This is a genomic window from Legionella drancourtii LLAP12, assembly GCF_000162755.2.
GTDB classification, from domain to species: Bacteria; Pseudomonadota; Gammaproteobacteria; order Legionellales; family Legionellaceae; genus Legionella; species Legionella drancourtii.
Genome location: NZ_JH413798.1, coordinates 33,199 through 51,378 on the forward strand (window position 1 = coordinate 33,199; position 18,180 = coordinate 51,378).

Below are 18,180 nucleotides of genomic sequence, written 5' to 3' on the forward strand. Positions count from 1 at the left end.
CATAGTGTAACCTAAGTAAAACCGGCTCATACAACTACAGCCGCACCACAGCTTGGATCCAAATCATGATTAAATCGCTTGCGAACATCCGGCCGACAAGCAGAACCATGGCGATTGTTAAATAAGGTTGCAATATTAGGGTATTGCGTAATACGCAGCTCTTTAGGAATAACTGCCGGAGCAATCTGGCAGGCAGGCGTGTTATAGCGTAATAAAGTCTCGCGAGAATAGGTTATTCTGGTCATAAGGGATGATCCGATTAATTAAAAAAACAGCATAGTAGTAGGGAAGTATTAGGACTAACATCGGTTGGGTCAAACGACCCAACCTACAGAAGTTACAACCAATAAACAAAAATAAATAGGAATAACCACACCACATCAACAAAGTGCCAATACCAAGCCACACCCTCAAAAGCAAAATGACGCTCCGGTGTAAAATGGCCGCGTTTACAACGCACTAGAATCACAATCAGCATGATCGTACCTAAGGTAACGTGTAAGCCGTGAAAACCGGTGAGCATGAAAAAGGTGGTTCCATAGATACCAGAAGACAAGGTTAAATTCATTTCGGTATACGCATCATAATACTCATAGGCCTGGCATGTTAAAAACAGGATACCTAAAGCAATGGTTAAGCCCATACCAATCAATAATTGATTACGCTTATTTAATTTTAACGCCCAATGCGCCCAAGTAATTGTCACCCCTGAAGTCAACAGGATTAGGGTGTTAATCGCGGCTAAGCCCCAAGCCCCCATCGCCTCATGCGCACCAGCAAATATTTGGTTGTCTGGATTAACTAATACCGGCCAAGTCGCTTTAAAGTCAGACCATAAAGTAAAGTGGGTCATAGGGTGCACTTCACCACCCAACAGAGGAATTGACCACAGACGCGAATAAAACAAGGCGCCAAAAAATGCGCCGAAGAAGCACACTTCAGAGAAAATAAACCAACACATGCCCCAACGAAATGAACGATCTACCTGAAGATCATAGACGCCTTTGCCATTTTCATAGATAACCTGACCAAACCAGCCAAACATCATACTAATTAGGATTGCAAGACCTAGAATAAATATGTAAGGTCCATACCAATCATGATGAAGCCAGGATGCTGCTCCCACTAAAAAAGTGATCAATCCGCATGAGCCAACCAAAGGCCAGTGACTGGGCTCGGGGACGTAATAAGTACCATGTGCTCCCATTGTATTTAAGTCTCCTGTATCAATAATTCGTTAACTTCTACCCGTCACATCAAACAAGGTATAAGACAAAGTAACCGTGTTTACTTTTTCTGGTAAATCTGTATCTAAATGGAATAGCAGGGGCATATTCATTGCCTCACGGCCATTCAACGTTTGCTGAGTAAAACAAAAACATTCCGTTTTTTTCAGATACTTAGCAGCAATACCGGGCGTGACACTTGGTATTGCTTGCACCGTCATCGGATGATCCGTTTTGTTTTCAGCGTAAAACTCCAATTTCACTATTTCTCCAGGATGAACCTTAAGCTTATGTACTTTGGGATAAAAAGCCCAGGGTACGCCGCTATTATTTGTCGCTACAAATTCGACTAGAACCTCTCTATCTTTGGCAATTTTAGCCGTTGCGGCATCATAAGCTACTGCTTCCGTGTTGGTTTTGCCATTAATCCCTAAGGTCTTGCATAGACTGTTGTAAATAGGAACTAAAGCAAAACCAAAAGCGAACATTCCTAATACTACAGCGACTAAAATTACCAGTAGCCGCTGGTGATTACTTTCTTTGTTCATACAACGTCACCTATATTTTTACAAATTTAATTCAGGCGGTGTTGTAAATGTGTGGTACGGAGGAGGAGAAGGCAAGGTCCACTCCAAACCTTGAGCGCCTTCCCAAACTCTGGAGGTAGTCACATCTTTATTAGTGCCTCTCTTTCTTACCGTGGCAATCACATTATATAAGAACAATAATTGCGAGAAGCCAAAGATAAAGGCACCTACAGTCGCCATCATATTAAAGTTGGTAAATTGTAAGGCATAGTCAGGAATTCTGCGAGGCATACCGGCTAATCCCAAAAAATGCATGGGAAAGAAAGTCAGATTCACAGAAAACACCGATAACCAAAAATGCCATTTACCCAAGCGCTCGCTATACATATGACCAGTCCACTTAGGCAGCCAATAGTAGGTTGCCGCAATCAAGGAAAAAATAGCGCCAGGAACAAGCACATAATGGAAATGCGCCACCACGAAATAACTGTCCTGGTATTGGAAGTCTGCTGGGACCAAGGCCAACATCAATCCAGTAAAACCACCAATGGTAAACAAAAAGAGAAAAGCCAAAGCAAATAACATGGGGGTTTCAAAAGTCATTGAGCCCTTAAACATGGTACTCACCCAGTTAAAAACTTTAATGCCGGTTGGTACCGCAATAAGCATGGTGGTGTACATGAAGAACAGTTCCGCACCTAACGGCACTCCTGTGGTAAACATGTGATGCACCCACACAATAAAGGACAATACCGCAATGCTCACCGTCGCATAAACCATAAAGTGATAACCGAACAAAGGCTTGCGACTGAAGGTAGGAATAATTTCGGAAATAACCCCGAAAGCCGGCAATATCAAGACATAGACTTCAGGATGTCCGAAGAACCAAAATATGTGTTGGAACAAAATTGGATCACCGCCACCAGCGGCATTAAAGAAGCTGGTGCCAAAATGACGGTCAGCCAACATCATGGTTACCGCACCAGCTAATACAGGCATAATCACAAGAAGCAGGAAGGCCGTAATTAACCAGGTCCACACGAACATAGGCATTTTCATCATAGTCATGCCGGGAGCACGCAAGTTCAAAATGGTCGCAATAATATTAATCGAACCCATAATAGATGAAAGACCCATCATATGGATTGAGAAAATCATAAAATCAGTACTGGGCGGGGCGTATTGCGTAGATAAAGGAGCATACATAGTCCAACCAAAGTTAGGGCCACCACCCGCATGAAACATGGTTGAAAACAATAAGATAAATGCAAACGGGAGAATCCAGAAACTCCAGTTATTAAGACGGGGTAAGGCCATATCTGGCGCGCCAATCATCATCGGAATCTGCCAGTTTGCCATTCCGGTAAATGCCGGCATTACCACTCCGAATAACATGATTAAACCATGCAAGGTCGTCATTTGATTAAAGAAATTCGGGTCAACAAAACGATGTCCGGGTTGAAATAATTCAGCGCGAATCACCAAGGCCATGCCTCCAGCAACAAAGAAGCTAATCATCGCCAACCACAGATAAAGGGTACCAATATCTTTATGGTTAGTAGTAAACAGCCAGCGCTTCACAAATCCTAGAATACCTTTGCCTTGCTCAGGCCCATGAGCATGATGCTCATCGTCATGTACTAATGTATGACTCATTGTAAACCTCCAGCTTTAACTTTATTAACCATGGTTGGTTGTTTATTAGCATTTTGCCGCTCTGCAGCAACAGCTGCAGGTTGGATCGTATCATTGGTATTATTACCCCAAGCATTACGTTCATAGGTAGTAATCGCAGCAATCTCGTCATCACTAAGCTGGTCTTTATAGGGCTGCATTGCCGAACCAGGTATACCGTTGAGGATGATATCTATATGGCGAGAAATAGGATGCCCGACGGCCACCGAACTGCCTTTAAGTGCAGGATACAGGGGGGGTAAACCTTTGCCATCGGCGCGATGGCAGGCGGCACATAATTGTTCATATTTATGCTTACCCAGCGTCATCAACTCATCACGTTGCATTATTTTTTGCGCAGCAGGTTGGGCTTCTTCACCGGCATATTGATCATGTTTTAAGGTTTGTGCAGCAACCCATTTATCAAAATCTGCCTGACTTACAGCTTCCACAACAATCGGCATAAAGCCATGATTAATACCACAAAGCTCCGCGCATTGACCGCGATAAGTGCCCGGTTTTTCAATCGTCGCCCAAGCTTCATACATAAATCCTGGGATCGCATCACGTTTAATGCCTAATTCAGGCACCCACCAAGAGTGAATTACATCGTTGGAGGTAACCAGCAAGCGAACTTTTTTATTAATTGGTAAAACCAGTGGTTTATCAACCTCTAATAAATACCACTCATTTTTTTCTTGTTTATTTTGAATTTGCGATGACGGCGTAGATAAGGTACTAAAATAAGTAATGCCTTGATCAAGGTACTCATACTGCCAGCGCCATTGATACCCTACTATTTTAACGGTAACTTCAGACTGTTTCGTATCATCCATACGAATTAAAACGCGCGTAGCGGGTACCGCAAGACCAATCAGAATCAAGAAAGGTATAAGCGACCAGATCACTTCAAGACGTGGATTATCATGGAATGATGCTGGCTTATAGCCTTTGGATTTGCGATGGTGAATCAAGGAATAAATCATTACCCCAAACACTACAACACCAATAATGGCACAAACTACCATACAGACCATATGTAGATGATAGATATCTTTACTGATGGGCGTTACCCCCTCGTACATATTTAACTGCCAGTTATCCGCAGCAGCAAATACTGGCTGGCCAGCAATCAATGCACCAAGCATTGTCATTAATCTACAGATAGTTAACCTGTTTAACATCCCAATTCCTCATCTCGTCAAGAAGCCAGGCAATGCCTGGCAGTCGATTTAATTTTTTATATTTACTTAAATAATCTACCGCAATCTACGTTGTGCAAACAACCCAAAGCATTCATGTTTACCACAATGAATAATTACCTTCAGTTTTAGATTTACTGACCATGTACTTAATCGCTTCGATTACTTCGTTGCCAGTACATTGTGCACAGCCACCATTTTTAGGATGGTTTTTCCCATTAACAGTATTTTCAATCAATACATCCATATTTTTGGCAATTAACGGCTTCCATACTTCTTTATCACCGATTTTTGGCGCGCCTGATTTGCCTTCATTATGGCAAACCGCACAGTTTTCATTATACACATCAGTGCCATTAGTTGGGAATTTAGCTGCACCACCCGACTTAAGATCCACCACTTCAGTACGGGTCAATGACTCATTAAGCAGATAATCCACTGCAGAAACAATGTCGTTGTCAGAGCATGTTACACAAGCGCCTTTAACCGGCATTGAGTTATAGCCATGAATGGCACGGCGGTACAAGCCAGTTAAGCCACTGGTTTTCAAACGCGAATACCAGTTCACTGCATCACCAATACGCGGTGCCCCCATTTGCCCATCTTGGTGGCAAATCACACAGGCAGTGTAATAAACCTGTTTGCCTCGTGACCGTGATGGTGGCGCGTTAGAAGGAGCTAATCCCAATGGCTCTTCACTCTCTACCGTTTTTAGATATATAGCAACCGCCATGCGATCGGCATCAGTCAAATACATCATGCTGTTATGGTTGACTTCTGCCATACCGCCGGCTACTGGTCCGGCATTATTAATCAACTGATTTTTTTTGAATACATCAGTAACTTCTTCATGCGTTGCTGATTCCAAGCCATATTTAGTAATGTTTGGTGCCCAATAACCGTCAATAAAAGAACCGGTTAAATAATACTTGTTTTTGGGCGCGCCAAATGGATTTAATGGGGTATGACACATACTGCAATGGCCTAAACCGTCAACAATATACTTACCTTGGTTCCATTCTGGAGATTGTTTTTTATCGTATTGAAAATCATGTACTTCTGGATAAAAGAACAATAAATTCCATCCCCATAAACTAAGGCGAGCCCCTGGCACACCAAAGGGAAAGGGTAGCGGTTTATTTTCTTGACGCACAGGGGGTAAGCTCATGAAATAAGCATACAAAGCGCGTGCATCATCCTCAGTAACTTTAGCAAAATAGTAGTATGGGAACACTGGGAAATAGTTTCTTCCCTGCGGATCACGGCCTTCTTTTAGCGCACGGATAAAATCCTGCTCGCTCCAGTTACCAATACCGGTTTCTTTGTCGGGAGTCACATTAGGACTATAGAATGTGCCAAAAGGCGTTTCTATTGGCAAACCTCCTGCATAAGCAGGTGTTCCCGCATGTACGTCGGTATGACAGGAAATACAATCGCCCATTTTGGCCAGATATTCCCCGCGTTGAATTAATTCCTGTTGCGCACCCTCAGCTGGGGCAGTAGGTGGATAAGCCGGATAATATCCATCAATCAGCTGTAATTTCTGTTGTGCAGGAACCGTTTCAGCTTGTAATAATTGACCCATCACGCCTAGTACTGCCATAGTTGCAGCAACAATCAGCTTTCTTACTAACAAAGAGCCCACGCTCCCTCCTATTTGTTCTTATTTTGCACGATTCTCTTGAGGAGACAGAATAACCGCCGCATTTTATACTCTACAACGACTAAGTTGCAATGTTATAATCACAATCTTAACCTTTAATTTTATGTTATTTAACTATGTTTGTTTATTTTAATCAGCATGGAAAGGCATAGAACTGATTAGTGGGCTGTTAATGACGATTATCGGCATTAAATTAGGTTCTGATTGTTTACGATTAGTTTTAGTTACGCTTGAACAGCAATAAACCGCACTTAACAACTAAATGATAGTAATATAAATTGGGAATTTTTCAAGATAGAAAGGGCCAATCGGTGTGTCGCCAATTAACCCAGTGGAATGACACATAGCAAGTCCAACCTCGCAGAATGAATATCTCACAATTATCCCCTTAGTGTCAACTTATTTACCATAAGGAGCATTCATAAATTAGCACATCACCTACCACACCAATCATTGTTGTTCTTATTCTATTCCGTTACACTCAAGCTTTTTAAACGATTGAGTCCTCATGTTTTACGGCGATACTATTCAAGAAACCCGACAAATGTTCTTTAGCAGTTGGGAAAAGTACCGACAACAAAAGCCCTTGCTACCCTTAGAAAGCGAGATTGTGCAGGTCATACTGGCGCATCCCGAGTACCACAACACTGTGGAAAATCATAACAAGTTTCAGCAACAAACTTATTATCCCGAGTTGGGCGAAACCAATCCCTTTTTGCACATGGGGTTGCATTTGGCAATTAGAGAACAGGTAGCTACTGACCGCCCTCAGGGAATTAGTATGGCTTATAAAAAACTGCTGGAAAAATATGCTAACCCCTTGGCGGTAGAGCATTTAATGATGGAGCAATTAGCAGAATGCTTATGGCTATCGCAAAAGAATAACTTGCCGCCCGATGAGCAACATTATTTAACTGCCTTAGATAATCTGTAAGTGACAAAAATACCTAGATTACGACCACGTCCAATCCAGACTCCACCTTGGATTAATTTATCGACTAAGACACAGAATTTAACTGGGTATCTCATCAAAGATCGGTTAACATGTAGCATTTAATAACAAAAGCCATGTGATTTATGACCGATCAAAAGAAAACCACTCATTTTGGCTATTCTTCGGTAGCCTGGGATGAGAAAGAAAAAAAAGTTGCTGAAGTTTTTCATTCCGTAGCAAAAAACTATGACATCATGAACGATCTCATGTCGCTGGGCATTCATCACTTATGGAAACGCTATACGGTCGATTTAAGCCAAGTACGACCAGGACAAGTGGTTCTTGATTTAGCCGGCGGGAGTGGCGATCTCACCCGCTTATTGGCAAAAAAGGTTGGCGATACAGGGCTAGTCGTCCTGGCGGATATAAATTCAGCCATGCTTAATGTCGGACGTGATCGTTTACTGGATGAAGGCATTTATAAAAACATTGATTTTGTCCAAGGCAACGCACAATGCCTGCCTTTTGCCAATAATAGCTTTCATTGCATCACCATGGGTTTTGGTCTACGAAATGTAACCGATAAAGATGAAGCGCTACGTTCAATGTACCGTGTCTGTAAACCGGGTGGAAAGTTAATGATTCTGGAATTCTCAACCCCGGCGCTCCCGGGCTTAAAACCGGTTTATGACTGGTATTCATTTACTATTTTACCAAAAATAGGCAAGTTCTTTGCACAAGATGAAGCCAGTTACCAATACCTTGCTGAATCCATTCGCATGCATCCTAATCAAGAGATGCTGAAAAAAATGATTGAGGATGCCGGATTTGAAGATTGCCATTATCATAATCTAAGTGGTGGCATAGTTGCCTTGCACATTGCTTATAAATATTGAGTCAATTATGTTAAAAAATATTCCCTAAAAGCACTACAAAAAGCCATTAATAAGGCCATGCTCTTAGATGAGCATATGCCAGCCAAGCTACAGGCACTTGAAAACAAAACGCTGGAAATGATTATTACGCCGCTAAATGTCAATTTCTTTATCCATTTTAAAAACGGTGAAATCCAGTTGCTTGATCACTATGATACACGTGCGGACACCATCATTCACAGCAATCCCCTTGGCTTAATCCGTTTAAGCTTGTTGCCGGCATCACAAGCCCGTTCTTTATTCAATGATAAAATCCGGATGTCCGGTGACATCGAATTAGGGCAACAAGTTAAAAAACTATTTGATGAAATGGATATTGACTGGGAAGGGCATCTGGCCCACTTTACCGGCGATGTCATTGCCCATCAGATTGGTTCGTTTATCCGCAAAGGAATGAACTTAAAGCAACATTTTGACGACTCCATGCGGCAAAATTTGTCTGAATACCTCCAGGAAGAGCTACGTGTCGTCCCATCAAAAAATGAATTAGAGGATTTTTTGGTCGGGGTCGACGAACTCTCATTAAGTGTTGAACGCTTACAAGCCCATGTAAATCATTTACTAAGTCGCCATGAAATCGATTAAACAACTCTTTCGTATCCTCCACATCAATTACATTCTGGCTAAAAATGGACTGGATAATGTGGTGGTCTCCCTCAGACTTTTTGCGCCGCTGAGGTTTATTGTCTATTTAAATCCGTGGAATTGGTTCCGTAAAGAACATTTAAGCCATGGTGAAGCCTTGCGTAAATCACTGGAAGAGCTAGGACCTATTTTCATTAAATTTGGTCAAGCCCTTTCTACCCGCCCGGATATTTTACCGCCCGAAATTGCGCAAGAATTGAGTAAACTCCAAGACAAAGTGCCGCCGTTTTCCAGTGCCCAGGCCACCGCAATTATCGCCCAAGCCTATGACGCGTCGCCTTATGAAGTCTTTGCCGAATTTGACCCCGTGGCTTTGGCCTCAGCCTCCATGGCTCAAGTACATGCCGCGACCTTAAAAACGGGTGAAGATGTTATTATTAAAGTGCTACGGCCGAATATGCGCCGGGTAATCGAGAGTGATCTCAGCATCATGCATACCCTCGCCAAATGGGCTGATCGCTATTGGCCGGAAAGCCGCCGCTTAAAACCAAGGGAAATTGTCAAAGAATTTGAATATACCTTGCTTGATGAGCTTGATTTACAACGAGAAGCGGCGAATGCCGCACAATTGCGGCGTAATTTCGACCGTTCACCCATCTTGTATATCCCTGAAATTTATTGGGATTATACCCGTTATAATGTAATGGTCATGGAACGCATCCATGGGATTCCCGTTTCTGATTTAAGCACCTTACAAGCCCAGGGTGTGAATGTAAAAAAATTGGCTGAACGAGGGGTAGAAATCTTTTTCACCCAGGTTTTTCGTGATTGCTTTTTTCATGCCGACATGCATCCAGGCAATATCTTTGTTTCCTATCAGCATCCTAACGATCCACAATATATTTGCATCGATTTTGGCATTATGGGTACGTTAAATGACAATGACAAACGTTATTTGGCAGACAACCTACTGGCCTTTTTTAATCGTGATTATCGGCGGGTAGCGCAATTACACGTTGAATCAGGCTGGGTAGCCCGTGATACCCGAGTTGAAGAGTTTGAAAGTGCGATTCGTACGGTTTGTGAACCAATTTTTGAAAAGCCCTTAAAAGACATTTCTTTTGCCCAGGTCGTATTACGCCTCTTCCAAGTAGCGCGCCGTTTTCATATGGAAGTTCAGCCACAACTGGTTTTATTGCAAAAAACTTTATTGGCAATAGAGGGTTTAGGACGCCAGCTTTATCCTGAACTGGATCTGTGGGCAACCGCAAAGCCCTTCTTAGAGAAATGGGTAAAAGAGCAAATAGGCCCAAAAGCATTTCTCAATCAGCTAAAACAAAATATGCCCTTCTTTGCCGAGCAATTACCGCATATGCCACGACTGATTTTTGATCTTCTCGAGCTGAAAAAGGAACAACTCATAACCGCAAAAGAATTAGCGACCACCAAACAAGAGCCGGAAACATCAGGCATTAGCTGGAACGGTATTGCCATTGGTGCCAGCCTGTCTTTTCTGCTCGTAGCTGCTCTTGATTACCTGCATCTAATCAATCATAAACAACTTTCAGTTCTGGCTTTAAGTGGCTTCGTAGTTGCTGGACTGTTGGCTCTATTTAACCGAAACACGAGGAATTAACATGGGACTCAGTGGTATTAGCCCCCTTTCTTTATTATTAATCCTGATCATTATTATCGCTCTTTTCGGTACCTCTAAATTAAAAACTATAGGTACTGATCTGGGCGAGGCAATTAAAAATTTCCGTAAGGCGTTGCATGATGAGCCCGCAAAGGACCGTTCCAAAGAGGATAATAAATCGTTATGAGTATGGAACTGTTGCTGATCTTCACTGTTGCCTTAGTGGTATTTGGCCCGACGAAATTACCAATGTTGGCCGCGCATCTGGGGCTCTTAGTGCGCAAACTCCAGCAACTAAAAACTCAGGCGAATACCTTTTGGCAACAACAACTTAATGAATATCAATTGCAAGAAAATAAGCGCAAAGCAGAAGAAGCAGACCAACAATATAAAGAATTGTAAATTGGAACCAGAGTATTTTCGGGCAGCAAAGCAAGATTCCAACTGCCCGAGCAATTAGAATAAATATATATTAACCAAAGCGATTAACTGGCTGATGGCAATAAGGCGCTTTGCGGTGTTTGCCATAATAATCCTGGTGACAATCTTCCGCAGGCCAAAAGGCCTGTACTGGTAGCAAATTCGTCGCCACTTGATAACCACGCTTACGCAACATTTGCACCAAGGTTTCTGCCTCTGCTAATTGCTCCTGATTATAATAAAACACAGCGCTTTGGTATTGTTGCCCCAGATCAGGGCCTTGGCCATTTTTTTGTGTCGGATCATGGATTTCGAAAAAACGTTTTAAAATCTGATGATAATCCGTTTTATCTTTATCATAAAGCACCCGCACGGCTTCATAGTGACCAGTATCGCCCTGGCAAACCTGCTCATAGCTGGGTTCTGATATGCGACCACCAGTGTAGCCAACCTCAACGCGCAGTACCCCAGGAATTAGCTTTAAGAAATGATCCACTCCCCAAAAACAACCTCCGGCCATAATGGCTTCTTCAGTATCCATAACTTGGCCATCTTCCACAAAATCAATAGAGGCTGAATTCACGCAATGGCGTAAATTTCTCTGGGTAAAATATTCACCTGTAAAGACATGCCCCAAGTGTGCATCGCAGCGCGCACATAAAATTTCCATGCGCTGGCCATCACTATCTGATAGCTGCCTCACCGCCTGCACAATATCCTCATCAAAACTTGGCCAGCCACAGCCCGAATTAAATTGACTAGAGCCGCGAAACAGAGCCAAACCACAACGTCGACATAAATACGTCCCTTGTGTCATAACCTGATTGTAAGCTCCCGTATGCGGATATTCAGTGGCCTTATCACAGATTATCCTTTTTGCCACCGGGGTCAAGCTGGCTGTCTTATCAAGATATGCAATCATAGGCATTACCATTGTTGTCCCTGGCAAATTTTATCCGCTAAATAACCTACAGCACCTGCATAATAAATGGAATTATTGTAATGCAAGATCATCTTATAATTGGGAAACGTCATGAAGGTTGGCCCCCCCAAAGGTTGGACAATACTTGCCTGCAAATTTTGATAAGGAAGTGCTTGACCATCTTCGGTGCGCACGCCTAAGGAACCCCATTCACTAACTGGCTTGACAATGGTTTTGCCTTCCATCGCCATATCAAAGTTCTTCGGTAACTTGACCTGAATGGCCCAAGGTTCACCCGTTTGCCAACCATTTTGCTTCATGTAATTCGCAATGGAAGCAAAGACATCAGGCTTGCTTCTCCAAATATCACGATGCCCGTCACCATCATAATCAACAGCGTATTTCACCCAGCTGGAAGGTAAAAATTGTGGCTGTCCTGAAGCACCAGCCCATTCGCCTTTGAAATCAGCCAAACTGACATGACCTTCATTAAGAATGCGCAAGGCAATAAATAACTCTTTACGGAAAAAATCTTTACGGTTGGAGTCATAAGCTAAGGTAGCCAATGCCTTAATGACCGGGAAATTCCCCATGTACGTACCATAACTGGTTTCCATTCCCCAGAAAGAAACGATAAAACAGGGGTTAACCCCATATTTTTTAGCAACATCTTCCAATACCGCCCGATTCTTTTTAAATTCCTTACGGCCGATGGCAATGCGGTAATTATCTACCCGCGTACTACGGTATTTACTAAAGGTTAAGCGATGTTCCGGTTGCGAGCGTAAAAGTCCCTTAATTTGATGGCTAGGCTCATGAATACCGGCAAAGGCACTATCAAAAATCTCTGGCGAGATCCCCTGACGCAGAGCTTCTGTACGTACATCAGCAACCCATTGATTCCAGTTTTGCTGTGCAAAGGCAACGTGATGTATTAAAACACATGCCATTATTGCTAGCCCCCATTTTCTCATAACCTTTCCCCTTGATTTTTTTACTATTTTAAATTTATAACTGAAATGTATTCTATAAGATAGACCATTTGTGGAAAACCGAGGAATAATTTTCCTCAATTATGTTGGCAAATTGTAAAGAATGCCTCCCTAATACATTTAATTCGTTATAAATAAGCTTTACTCTCTTGGCTAAGATACTCATTCTGTACTGGAGTAAAACAATGACTAGGAAAACCAAAATTCTTATTGCCGCCGATGCACCTCACACCTATTATTATGGTGATTTCTCAAAAATGGTATGTCCTGCTGAAATCCACGGGCTATACGCTTACATCATGTACGAAACAAGAGATGATCGAATTTTTGTTTTAAGTCGTTTTAGTCATTTTAAAAGCTATCATGCAGGAATCGCCTTGTCGTTTAATACGCTAAAAATAAGCACAGTTCATTTTTTATACCTGAGCGTCAAGAACGGATGAAAAAATTTAATGGGCAAATACCTGCTTATGGTGGTGAAATTTTATTCATCCACGGTAAGATTATTTTTTGGAATTTTAAAAGTGGCTCTTATTCCGAAATGAATGTTGCCTGCAATGATGCGAATCCCGAGCTTAGAACAACAGTCACGCAGTCACTCTTTCCTGCACAATGCTTTATCACGATTACTGAAGCAAATTTATTTGCACAGCGATACATTCATGCAGCCTTCTTTGAAGCAGATGGGCAGTATAAAAACCAAGAGCAAACACTAAGAGAATTACAACAGTATTTTAAACACGATAAATATCATTTTTTTAATCACTGCAAGACCAGCTCAGTTAGCCAAGACACAAGTCATGAGGAAGAAGATGACGTCCTGTTAGTACTTGCTCCGTAAATAGGGCAACGTGCTGGGAAGAGAATTCCCTGCACGTTTTTAAGGTGTTACAGTGCTTTCATAAATTCTGTTAAATCTGCTTTTTCATCTTTAGTTAATTTCAGCTCTAATACCAGGTTAAAAAACTCGACGGTATCCGCCAATGTCAACAAACGACCATCATGCAAATAAGGAGGAGAATCTTTAATACCTCTTAAGGGGAAGGTTTTGATTGGTCCATCACCAACAACCTTCATCCCATTAACCATTTGTGGTGGATAGAATTTCTCCGTCTGTAAATTGTGCATGGTATTGTCTGTATAATAAGGCGCAGCATGGCAAGCAGAACATTTAGCCTTGCCAAAGAAGAGTTCCTGACCACGCATCTCTGCAGGCGTTGCCTTCGCCGGATCTAATTTACCTTCCCAATTCAACTTGGGTGCGGGAGGGAAATCAAGAATTTCCTGGAATTCCGCCATAAAATGTACTTGGCTACCACGTTCTAAGATATTCACACCTTTCTTAGTCGCAATCACCGGATCCCCATCAAAATAAGCGGCCCGTTGTTCAAATTCAGTAAAATCTTCTACTGTTTTTAAGGCGCGTTGCGAGCCAAATAAACGTTGGATATTCATGCCACGCAATGTTGGCGTGTCCACGCGATGGCGAAACTCTTGCGGCCGAGCCTCTCCAGTCAAATGCGTTGCTTTATTCGTATGGCCATTAGCATGACAATCAAGACAGGCGACACCACGACTTGCTTTTATAGTCCGGCGGTCTTCCGTTTGGTTAAACTGTTGTTGTGGAAAGGGGGTCACTAATAGGCGCAGCCCTTCCAATTGCTTGGGGTTTAATATGCCATTAAATAATTCATAATAGTTATCAATGGTTACTAACTTTCCTTTGGATACATCACCTAAATCAGGTCGCGTAGTTAAATAAATAGGCGCGGGGTACGGCGGTAAAAAATGGTCAGGAATATCATAATCCAAATCAAAACGAGTTAAATCACGATTTTCTTGTTTGTTAATTTCATCAATGGCAAATTTAGGAAATACCATTCCCCCCTCTGGGTGATTCGGATGCGACAAAGGCAAAAAGCCCAGTGGGAAAAGGCCTTGTTGTTTAATCTCTTCGGGTGTCATTTGACTTAACTTTTCCCAAGTCATCCCATCAGGTAGCTTCACTCGCACGCCTTCTTGCACCGGCTTGCCATTACTCATCTTGGCATCTTTAGATGGATTATTACTTAAATCATAACGCTGTTTTAGCAGGTCTTGTTGCTTTTGATTAATACCTTCTTTTGCCGCACTCATGCGTTGCAAAATACTTTGGAAGGATTCATGAATATCCACCGGCATATAACTTGAAGGGACTGATTGAGTCGCCGCCGCCCCATCCGCGCACGCGGTGAAAGAAACCATACTGCATGTTAAAACCGCCAATCCCAGAGATTTCTTTAACATATTAAATTCCATTTTAAAAAGAGTTTTTTATCATAGAGTACTTAGTTTATAAATTCAAATGTAATAAATACTCTTTGCAAAAACCACTACTTGCACTAGATAAACACTGATGGCAACCAAGCGTTAGGGGGATTACTCACTACGCAAGGAAACTACAGGCGTTAATTTCGCAGCGCGCCGAGCAGGATAAAAACCAAAGAAGATGCCGGTCGCCGCAGAGACCAAAAATCCAGCCAGCGGTGGAAGCATGTAAATAGTAAAAGTCCAGGCGCTAAAGTAGGCGACAATCCAGGTAAAAATTAAGCCTAAAATGACACCCAGTATGCCGCCAACTAAAGACAACATGACCGACTCAACCAAAAATAAGGCTTGAATGTCACTATTTTTTGCCCCTACTGCTTTACGAATACCAATTTCTTTTTTACGCTCACTCACTGAAACCAGCATGACATTCATCACCCCAATACCACCAACCAGCAGGGAAATACCGCCAATCACCCCCAGCAATAAGGTAAAAATATGCCCCTGACTCTCCATGCTGGCGATAATTTGCTTCGCACTACGAGGAAAAACACTGAGTTTCGGCGAGATGGAACTAATAAATTGTTTAATTTCATCAATGATGTTATCGATGGGACTATCCGGTTTTAATTCTAAAACAGCATTATTTATTTTGGCATCTTTACTGACCAAGCTGATACCTGCCAAAGGAATAATGGCCGCCTGATTAACATCTTCATTAAAAAAGCCATTTTCCTTCCAATGTTCAGCAACGCCGATAATGGTATATAAAGATTGGCCTATGCGTAATTGCTTGCCAATCGGGTCATCAAAACTAATTTGTTTGATTTGCTGCGCCAAACCATCACCAATCACACAATAATGCTCAAAGGATTCAACAAAGGAGACAAAATGACCTCGCACTAATTTAATTTTCACAATTTCGGCCAAATGTTCGTCTGCACCAATAATTACCCCTTGCATTAATTTTCCTTGAAAGCTTAGTGGTTGGTACGCTGTACTGTAGGGAGCAAGATTGACAACATAGGAAATACGTTCCGGTATTTGCCGCCATTGTTCGATAGAAACAGAATCACTATTGCTTGGTGATTTACTGGGATTTTTCTGATAAACCGCAATGGCCAATAAATCGGTTCCCAGAGCTTTAAATTGTTCCAAAGCCTTTTCCGTAGCCAATTGGCCACAACTAATTAATGCCACCACCGCGGCGGTTCCCACCAAAATACCTAAAACAGCGAGAAAAGAACGCAACTTTGCAGCGGTTAAATTCACCAAGGCTTGTTGGCATAGCAGGGAAAAACTCATTACGAGGCCTCCGCAATGACCGCGCCATCCGCCAAGGTAATGCGACGCTTACATAAAGAGGCAATATGATCATCATGAGTGATCATAATAATAGTGCGTCCTTGGGCATGTAAGGTCAAAAATAAATTCATCACTTCATTGCCAGTACGTGAATCCAAGGCGCCCGTAGGTTCATCGGCTAATAGTACCTGTGGTTCGCTGACAAGGGCTCGCGCAATGGCAACACGTTGCTGCTGGCCGCCGGACAATTGGGTAGGGCGATGCTGGGCATAGCGCTGCATGCCGACGTGCTCTAAAGCCGCATGCACCCGCTCATGCATTTCAGCAGCAGGGGTGCCACGGTAGACTAAAGGTAAGGCCACATTTTGCAGGGCGGTAAAGCGCGGCAATAAATTAAATTGCTGAAAGACAAAGCCTATATTTTGATTACGTAATTGTGCTGATTCATCATCCGTTAACGCGGCCACATTACGCTCTTTGAGTAGGTAGGTTCCGGCATCGGCTTTATCCAATAAGCCAATAATATTCATTAAGGTGGATTTACCTGAACCCGAAGCACCAACAATGGCCAATAAGTCGCCTTCATAGACCTTGAGTGAGACTTCTTTTAATACCGTAGAACTAATACCTTCAAGATGATAGGTTTTTACAATATTAGTGAGGCTCATTAATGGATGCCTACCAGGGTTTGCGTTTTCAGCGCTGCAAGACAACAAGGTTTCACTCATAAACCACCACATCACCTTCTTGCAAACCAGTCTCGACCACGACTGAATCCGCTTTTGCGGCGCCGGTAGTAATAATCCTTTTTTCAATAGTACCCGCAGCATTTTGCACCTGAACCACACTTTGTCCTTTTTCGCGCTTAATGGCGGCAATGGGAATTGCCAGCTGCTTACCACTGTCCACGCTTAATTCAATCGCCGCGCTCATCCCCACTTTGATCCACTGTTGTTGTTCTGGGGTTAACGACTTCACTTCAACTACAGCGGTAAAAAATGGCAGACCATTACTAGTAGAAGATGCTTGCGCATTCACAGCCACCAATTTTCCTTGCAAGGGGTGTTTACCAAAGGCAATACCGCTAATCGTTGCCTGCATACCGCTATGTATCTGGGAAATATCAATTTCTGGAACTTCAATTTCAATACTAATTCCAGATAAATCACCAATTAATGCAATCACCTGACCTGATTTAACCGAAGAACCGACCGTAATGCGTGCGCTTTTATCTTCACCGGCTTTGGGCGGATACAGTAAGATGCCAGCGCGTGGTGCCTTTAACTGAATTAAATTATGCTTTGCCGCTAAGATAGTACGTACTTTATCAAAATCAGCCAAACTCAATGTCGACATTTTTTTTGCATTTTTTTCATCTACTTTTTCCAACATTTCACTGAGTTTACGCGTGGATTGCATCAAGGTCACCCGTACTGTATCCATGTTGGATTTTTCGCTTAAATAGTTATTTTTCGCCAATAAGCCGGAATTCCATAATTCCTGGGTCCCGGCAAATTTAGCTTTAGCAACAGTATAACTGTCTTTAGCCTTTAGATATTCTGTTAAGGTATCATTAAATTGTTTTTGTAACTCATTCGAATTTAGCGTTAAAATCACCTCACCGGCTTTAACCAATTGCCCATAATGAAAATTCATCGTCTCAACCACTGCTTCCATAGGGCTGGTTAAAGTACTTTCATGTAAAGGTTGAATCGTCCCGGTAAAATGCAAATTTTTATGCGCCACTTGTGCTTCCACTGCAAAACGATGCAAATCCTGCGCTTTTTGCGATTCGTGTCCACCACAGGCCGACAAGAGCAGACTCGTGAAAAACAACGTAACCATACGCCGC

Annotated in this window: 20 protein-coding genes; 8 read left to right on the forward strand and 12 right to left on the reverse strand. The window is 42.5% G+C overall.

Features of this window, described 5'->3' with window-relative positions; genetic code table 11:
* Positions 1-26 precede the first annotated feature (26 nt).
* From LDG_RS01725 to LDG_RS01750, 6 genes are all read right to left on the reverse strand, one after another.
* Positions 27-245 carry a hypothetical protein gene (locus tag LDG_RS01725; protein ID WP_006869374.1) on the reverse strand — a complete coding sequence of 73 codons (219 nt, stop codon included), beginning with the start codon at positions 243-245 and terminating at the stop codon, positions 27-29.
* 92 nt (positions 246-337) lie between these two features.
* On the reverse strand, positions 338-1,207 hold the full coding sequence (locus LDG_RS01730; protein WP_006869375.1) for a cytochrome c oxidase subunit 3: 870 nt from the start codon (positions 1,205-1,207) through the stop codon (positions 338-340).
* 30 nt (positions 1,208-1,237) lie between these two features.
* Positions 1,238-1,774 carry a cytochrome c oxidase assembly protein gene (locus tag LDG_RS01735; protein ID WP_006869376.1) on the reverse strand — a complete coding sequence of 179 codons (537 nt, stop codon included), beginning with the start codon at positions 1,772-1,774 and terminating at the stop codon, positions 1,238-1,240.
* 18 nt (positions 1,775-1,792) lie between these two features.
* Positions 1,793-3,409, reverse strand: coding sequence for a cytochrome c oxidase subunit I (gene ctaD, locus LDG_RS01740; RefSeq protein ID WP_006869377.1), 1,617 nt, complete (start codon positions 3,407-3,409; stop codon positions 1,793-1,795).
* Positions 3,406-4,611, reverse strand: coding sequence for a cytochrome c oxidase subunit II (gene coxB, locus LDG_RS01745; protein WP_040534137.1), 1,206 nt, complete (start codon positions 4,609-4,611; stop codon positions 3,406-3,408). The genes ctaD and coxB overlap by 4 nt, the downstream gene beginning before the upstream one ends.
* 118 nt (positions 4,612-4,729) lie before the next feature.
* Positions 4,730-6,274, reverse strand: coding sequence for a c-type cytochrome (locus LDG_RS01750; RefSeq protein WP_040534139.1), 1,545 nt, complete (start codon positions 6,272-6,274; stop codon positions 4,730-4,732).
* Positions 6,275-6,800: 526 nt separating this feature from the next.
* Here LDG_RS01750 and LDG_RS01755 point away from each other — a divergent pair.
* The 6 genes from LDG_RS01755 to LDG_RS01780 all read left to right on the forward strand — a co-directional run bounded on the left by LDG_RS01755 (position 6,801) and on the right by LDG_RS01780 (position 10,784).
* Positions 6,801-7,226, forward strand: coding sequence for a DUF1841 family protein (locus tag LDG_RS01755; RefSeq protein WP_040534140.1), 426 nt, complete (start codon positions 6,801-6,803; stop codon positions 7,224-7,226).
* Between the two features lie 143 nt (positions 7,227-7,369).
* Positions 7,370-8,122 (forward strand): bifunctional demethylmenaquinone methyltransferase/2-methoxy-6-polyprenyl-1,4-benzoquinol methylase UbiE, encoded by a 753-nt coding sequence (gene ubiE / locus LDG_RS01760; RefSeq protein WP_006869381.1) that lies wholly within the window; start codon positions 7,370-7,372, stop codon positions 8,120-8,122.
* Positions 8,123-8,179: 57 nt separating this feature from the next.
* Entirely contained in the window at positions 8,180-8,746 is a 567-nt protein-coding gene (locus LDG_RS01765) for a ubiquinone biosynthesis accessory factor UbiJ (RefSeq protein ID WP_006869382.1), read from the forward strand.
* Positions 8,733-10,382 carry a ubiquinone biosynthesis regulatory protein kinase UbiB gene (ubiB, locus tag LDG_RS01770; RefSeq protein ID WP_040534144.1) on the forward strand — a complete coding sequence of 550 codons (1,650 nt, stop codon included), beginning with the start codon at positions 8,733-8,735 and terminating at the stop codon, positions 10,380-10,382. The genes LDG_RS01765 and ubiB overlap by 14 nt, the downstream gene beginning before the upstream one ends.
* Before the next feature lies 1 nt (position 10,383).
* Positions 10,384-10,569, forward strand: a complete 186-nt coding sequence (tatA, locus tag LDG_RS01775; RefSeq protein WP_006869384.1) for a twin-arginine translocase TatA/TatE family subunit — start codon at positions 10,384-10,386, stop codon at positions 10,567-10,569.
* Positions 10,566-10,784: a Sec-independent protein translocase subunit TatA/TatB gene (locus LDG_RS01780; protein WP_006869385.1), complete on the forward strand. Its 219-nt coding sequence runs from the start codon at positions 10,566-10,568 to the stop codon at positions 10,782-10,784. Before tatA ends, LDG_RS01780 begins: the two co-directional genes overlap by 4 nt.
* 70 nt (positions 10,785-10,854) lie before the next feature.
* On the opposite strand, the gene LDG_RS01785 is transcribed toward LDG_RS01780, so the two are convergent.
* Positions 10,855-11,724: a bifunctional methionine sulfoxide reductase B/A protein gene (locus tag LDG_RS01785; protein WP_006869386.1), complete on the reverse strand. Its 870-nt coding sequence runs from the start codon at positions 11,722-11,724 to the stop codon at positions 10,855-10,857.
* A gap of 5 nt (positions 11,725-11,729) precedes the next feature.
* A complete protein-coding gene (locus LDG_RS01790; protein WP_040534146.1) occupies positions 11,730-12,698 on the reverse strand; it encodes a lytic murein transglycosylase in 969 nt (322 codons plus the stop codon).
* Positions 12,699-12,901: 203 nt separating this feature from the next.
* Here LDG_RS01790 and LDG_RS01795 point away from each other — a divergent pair, with 203 nt between their 5' ends.
* Both LDG_RS01795 and LDG_RS01800 read left to right on the forward strand, forming a co-directional pair.
* The gene (locus LDG_RS01795) at positions 12,902-13,159 is read left to right on the forward strand and encodes a hypothetical protein (protein ID WP_006869388.1); all 258 of its coding nucleotides are present in this window, start codon (positions 12,902-12,904) and stop codon (positions 13,157-13,159) included.
* Entirely contained in the window at positions 13,156-13,557 is a 402-nt protein-coding gene (locus LDG_RS01800) for a hypothetical protein (RefSeq protein WP_006869389.1), read from the forward strand. Before LDG_RS01795 ends, LDG_RS01800 begins: the two co-directional genes overlap by 4 nt.
* 47 nt (positions 13,558-13,604) lie before the next feature.
* On the opposite strand, the gene LDG_RS01805 is transcribed toward LDG_RS01800, so the two are convergent.
* From LDG_RS01805 to LDG_RS01820, 4 genes are all read right to left on the reverse strand, one after another.
* Positions 13,605-15,002 carry a hypothetical protein gene (locus LDG_RS01805; protein WP_006869390.1) on the reverse strand — a complete coding sequence of 466 codons (1,398 nt, stop codon included), beginning with the start codon at positions 15,000-15,002 and terminating at the stop codon, positions 13,605-13,607.
* Positions 15,003-15,134: 132 nt separating this feature from the next.
* The gene (locus LDG_RS01810; protein ID WP_006869391.1) at positions 15,135-16,328 is read right to left on the reverse strand and encodes an ABC transporter permease; all 1,194 of its coding nucleotides are present in this window, start codon (positions 16,326-16,328) and stop codon (positions 15,135-15,137) included.
* The gene (locus LDG_RS01815; RefSeq protein WP_040534182.1) at positions 16,328-16,996 is read right to left on the reverse strand and encodes an ABC transporter ATP-binding protein; all 669 of its coding nucleotides are present in this window, start codon (positions 16,994-16,996) and stop codon (positions 16,328-16,330) included. Before LDG_RS01815 ends, LDG_RS01810 begins: the two co-directional genes overlap by 1 nt.
* 52 nt (positions 16,997-17,048) lie before the next feature.
* Positions 17,049-18,173, reverse strand: a complete 1,125-nt coding sequence (locus tag LDG_RS01820; protein WP_407635259.1) for an efflux RND transporter periplasmic adaptor subunit — start codon at positions 18,171-18,173, stop codon at positions 17,049-17,051.
* Between the last annotated feature and the right edge of the window lie 7 nt (positions 18,174-18,180).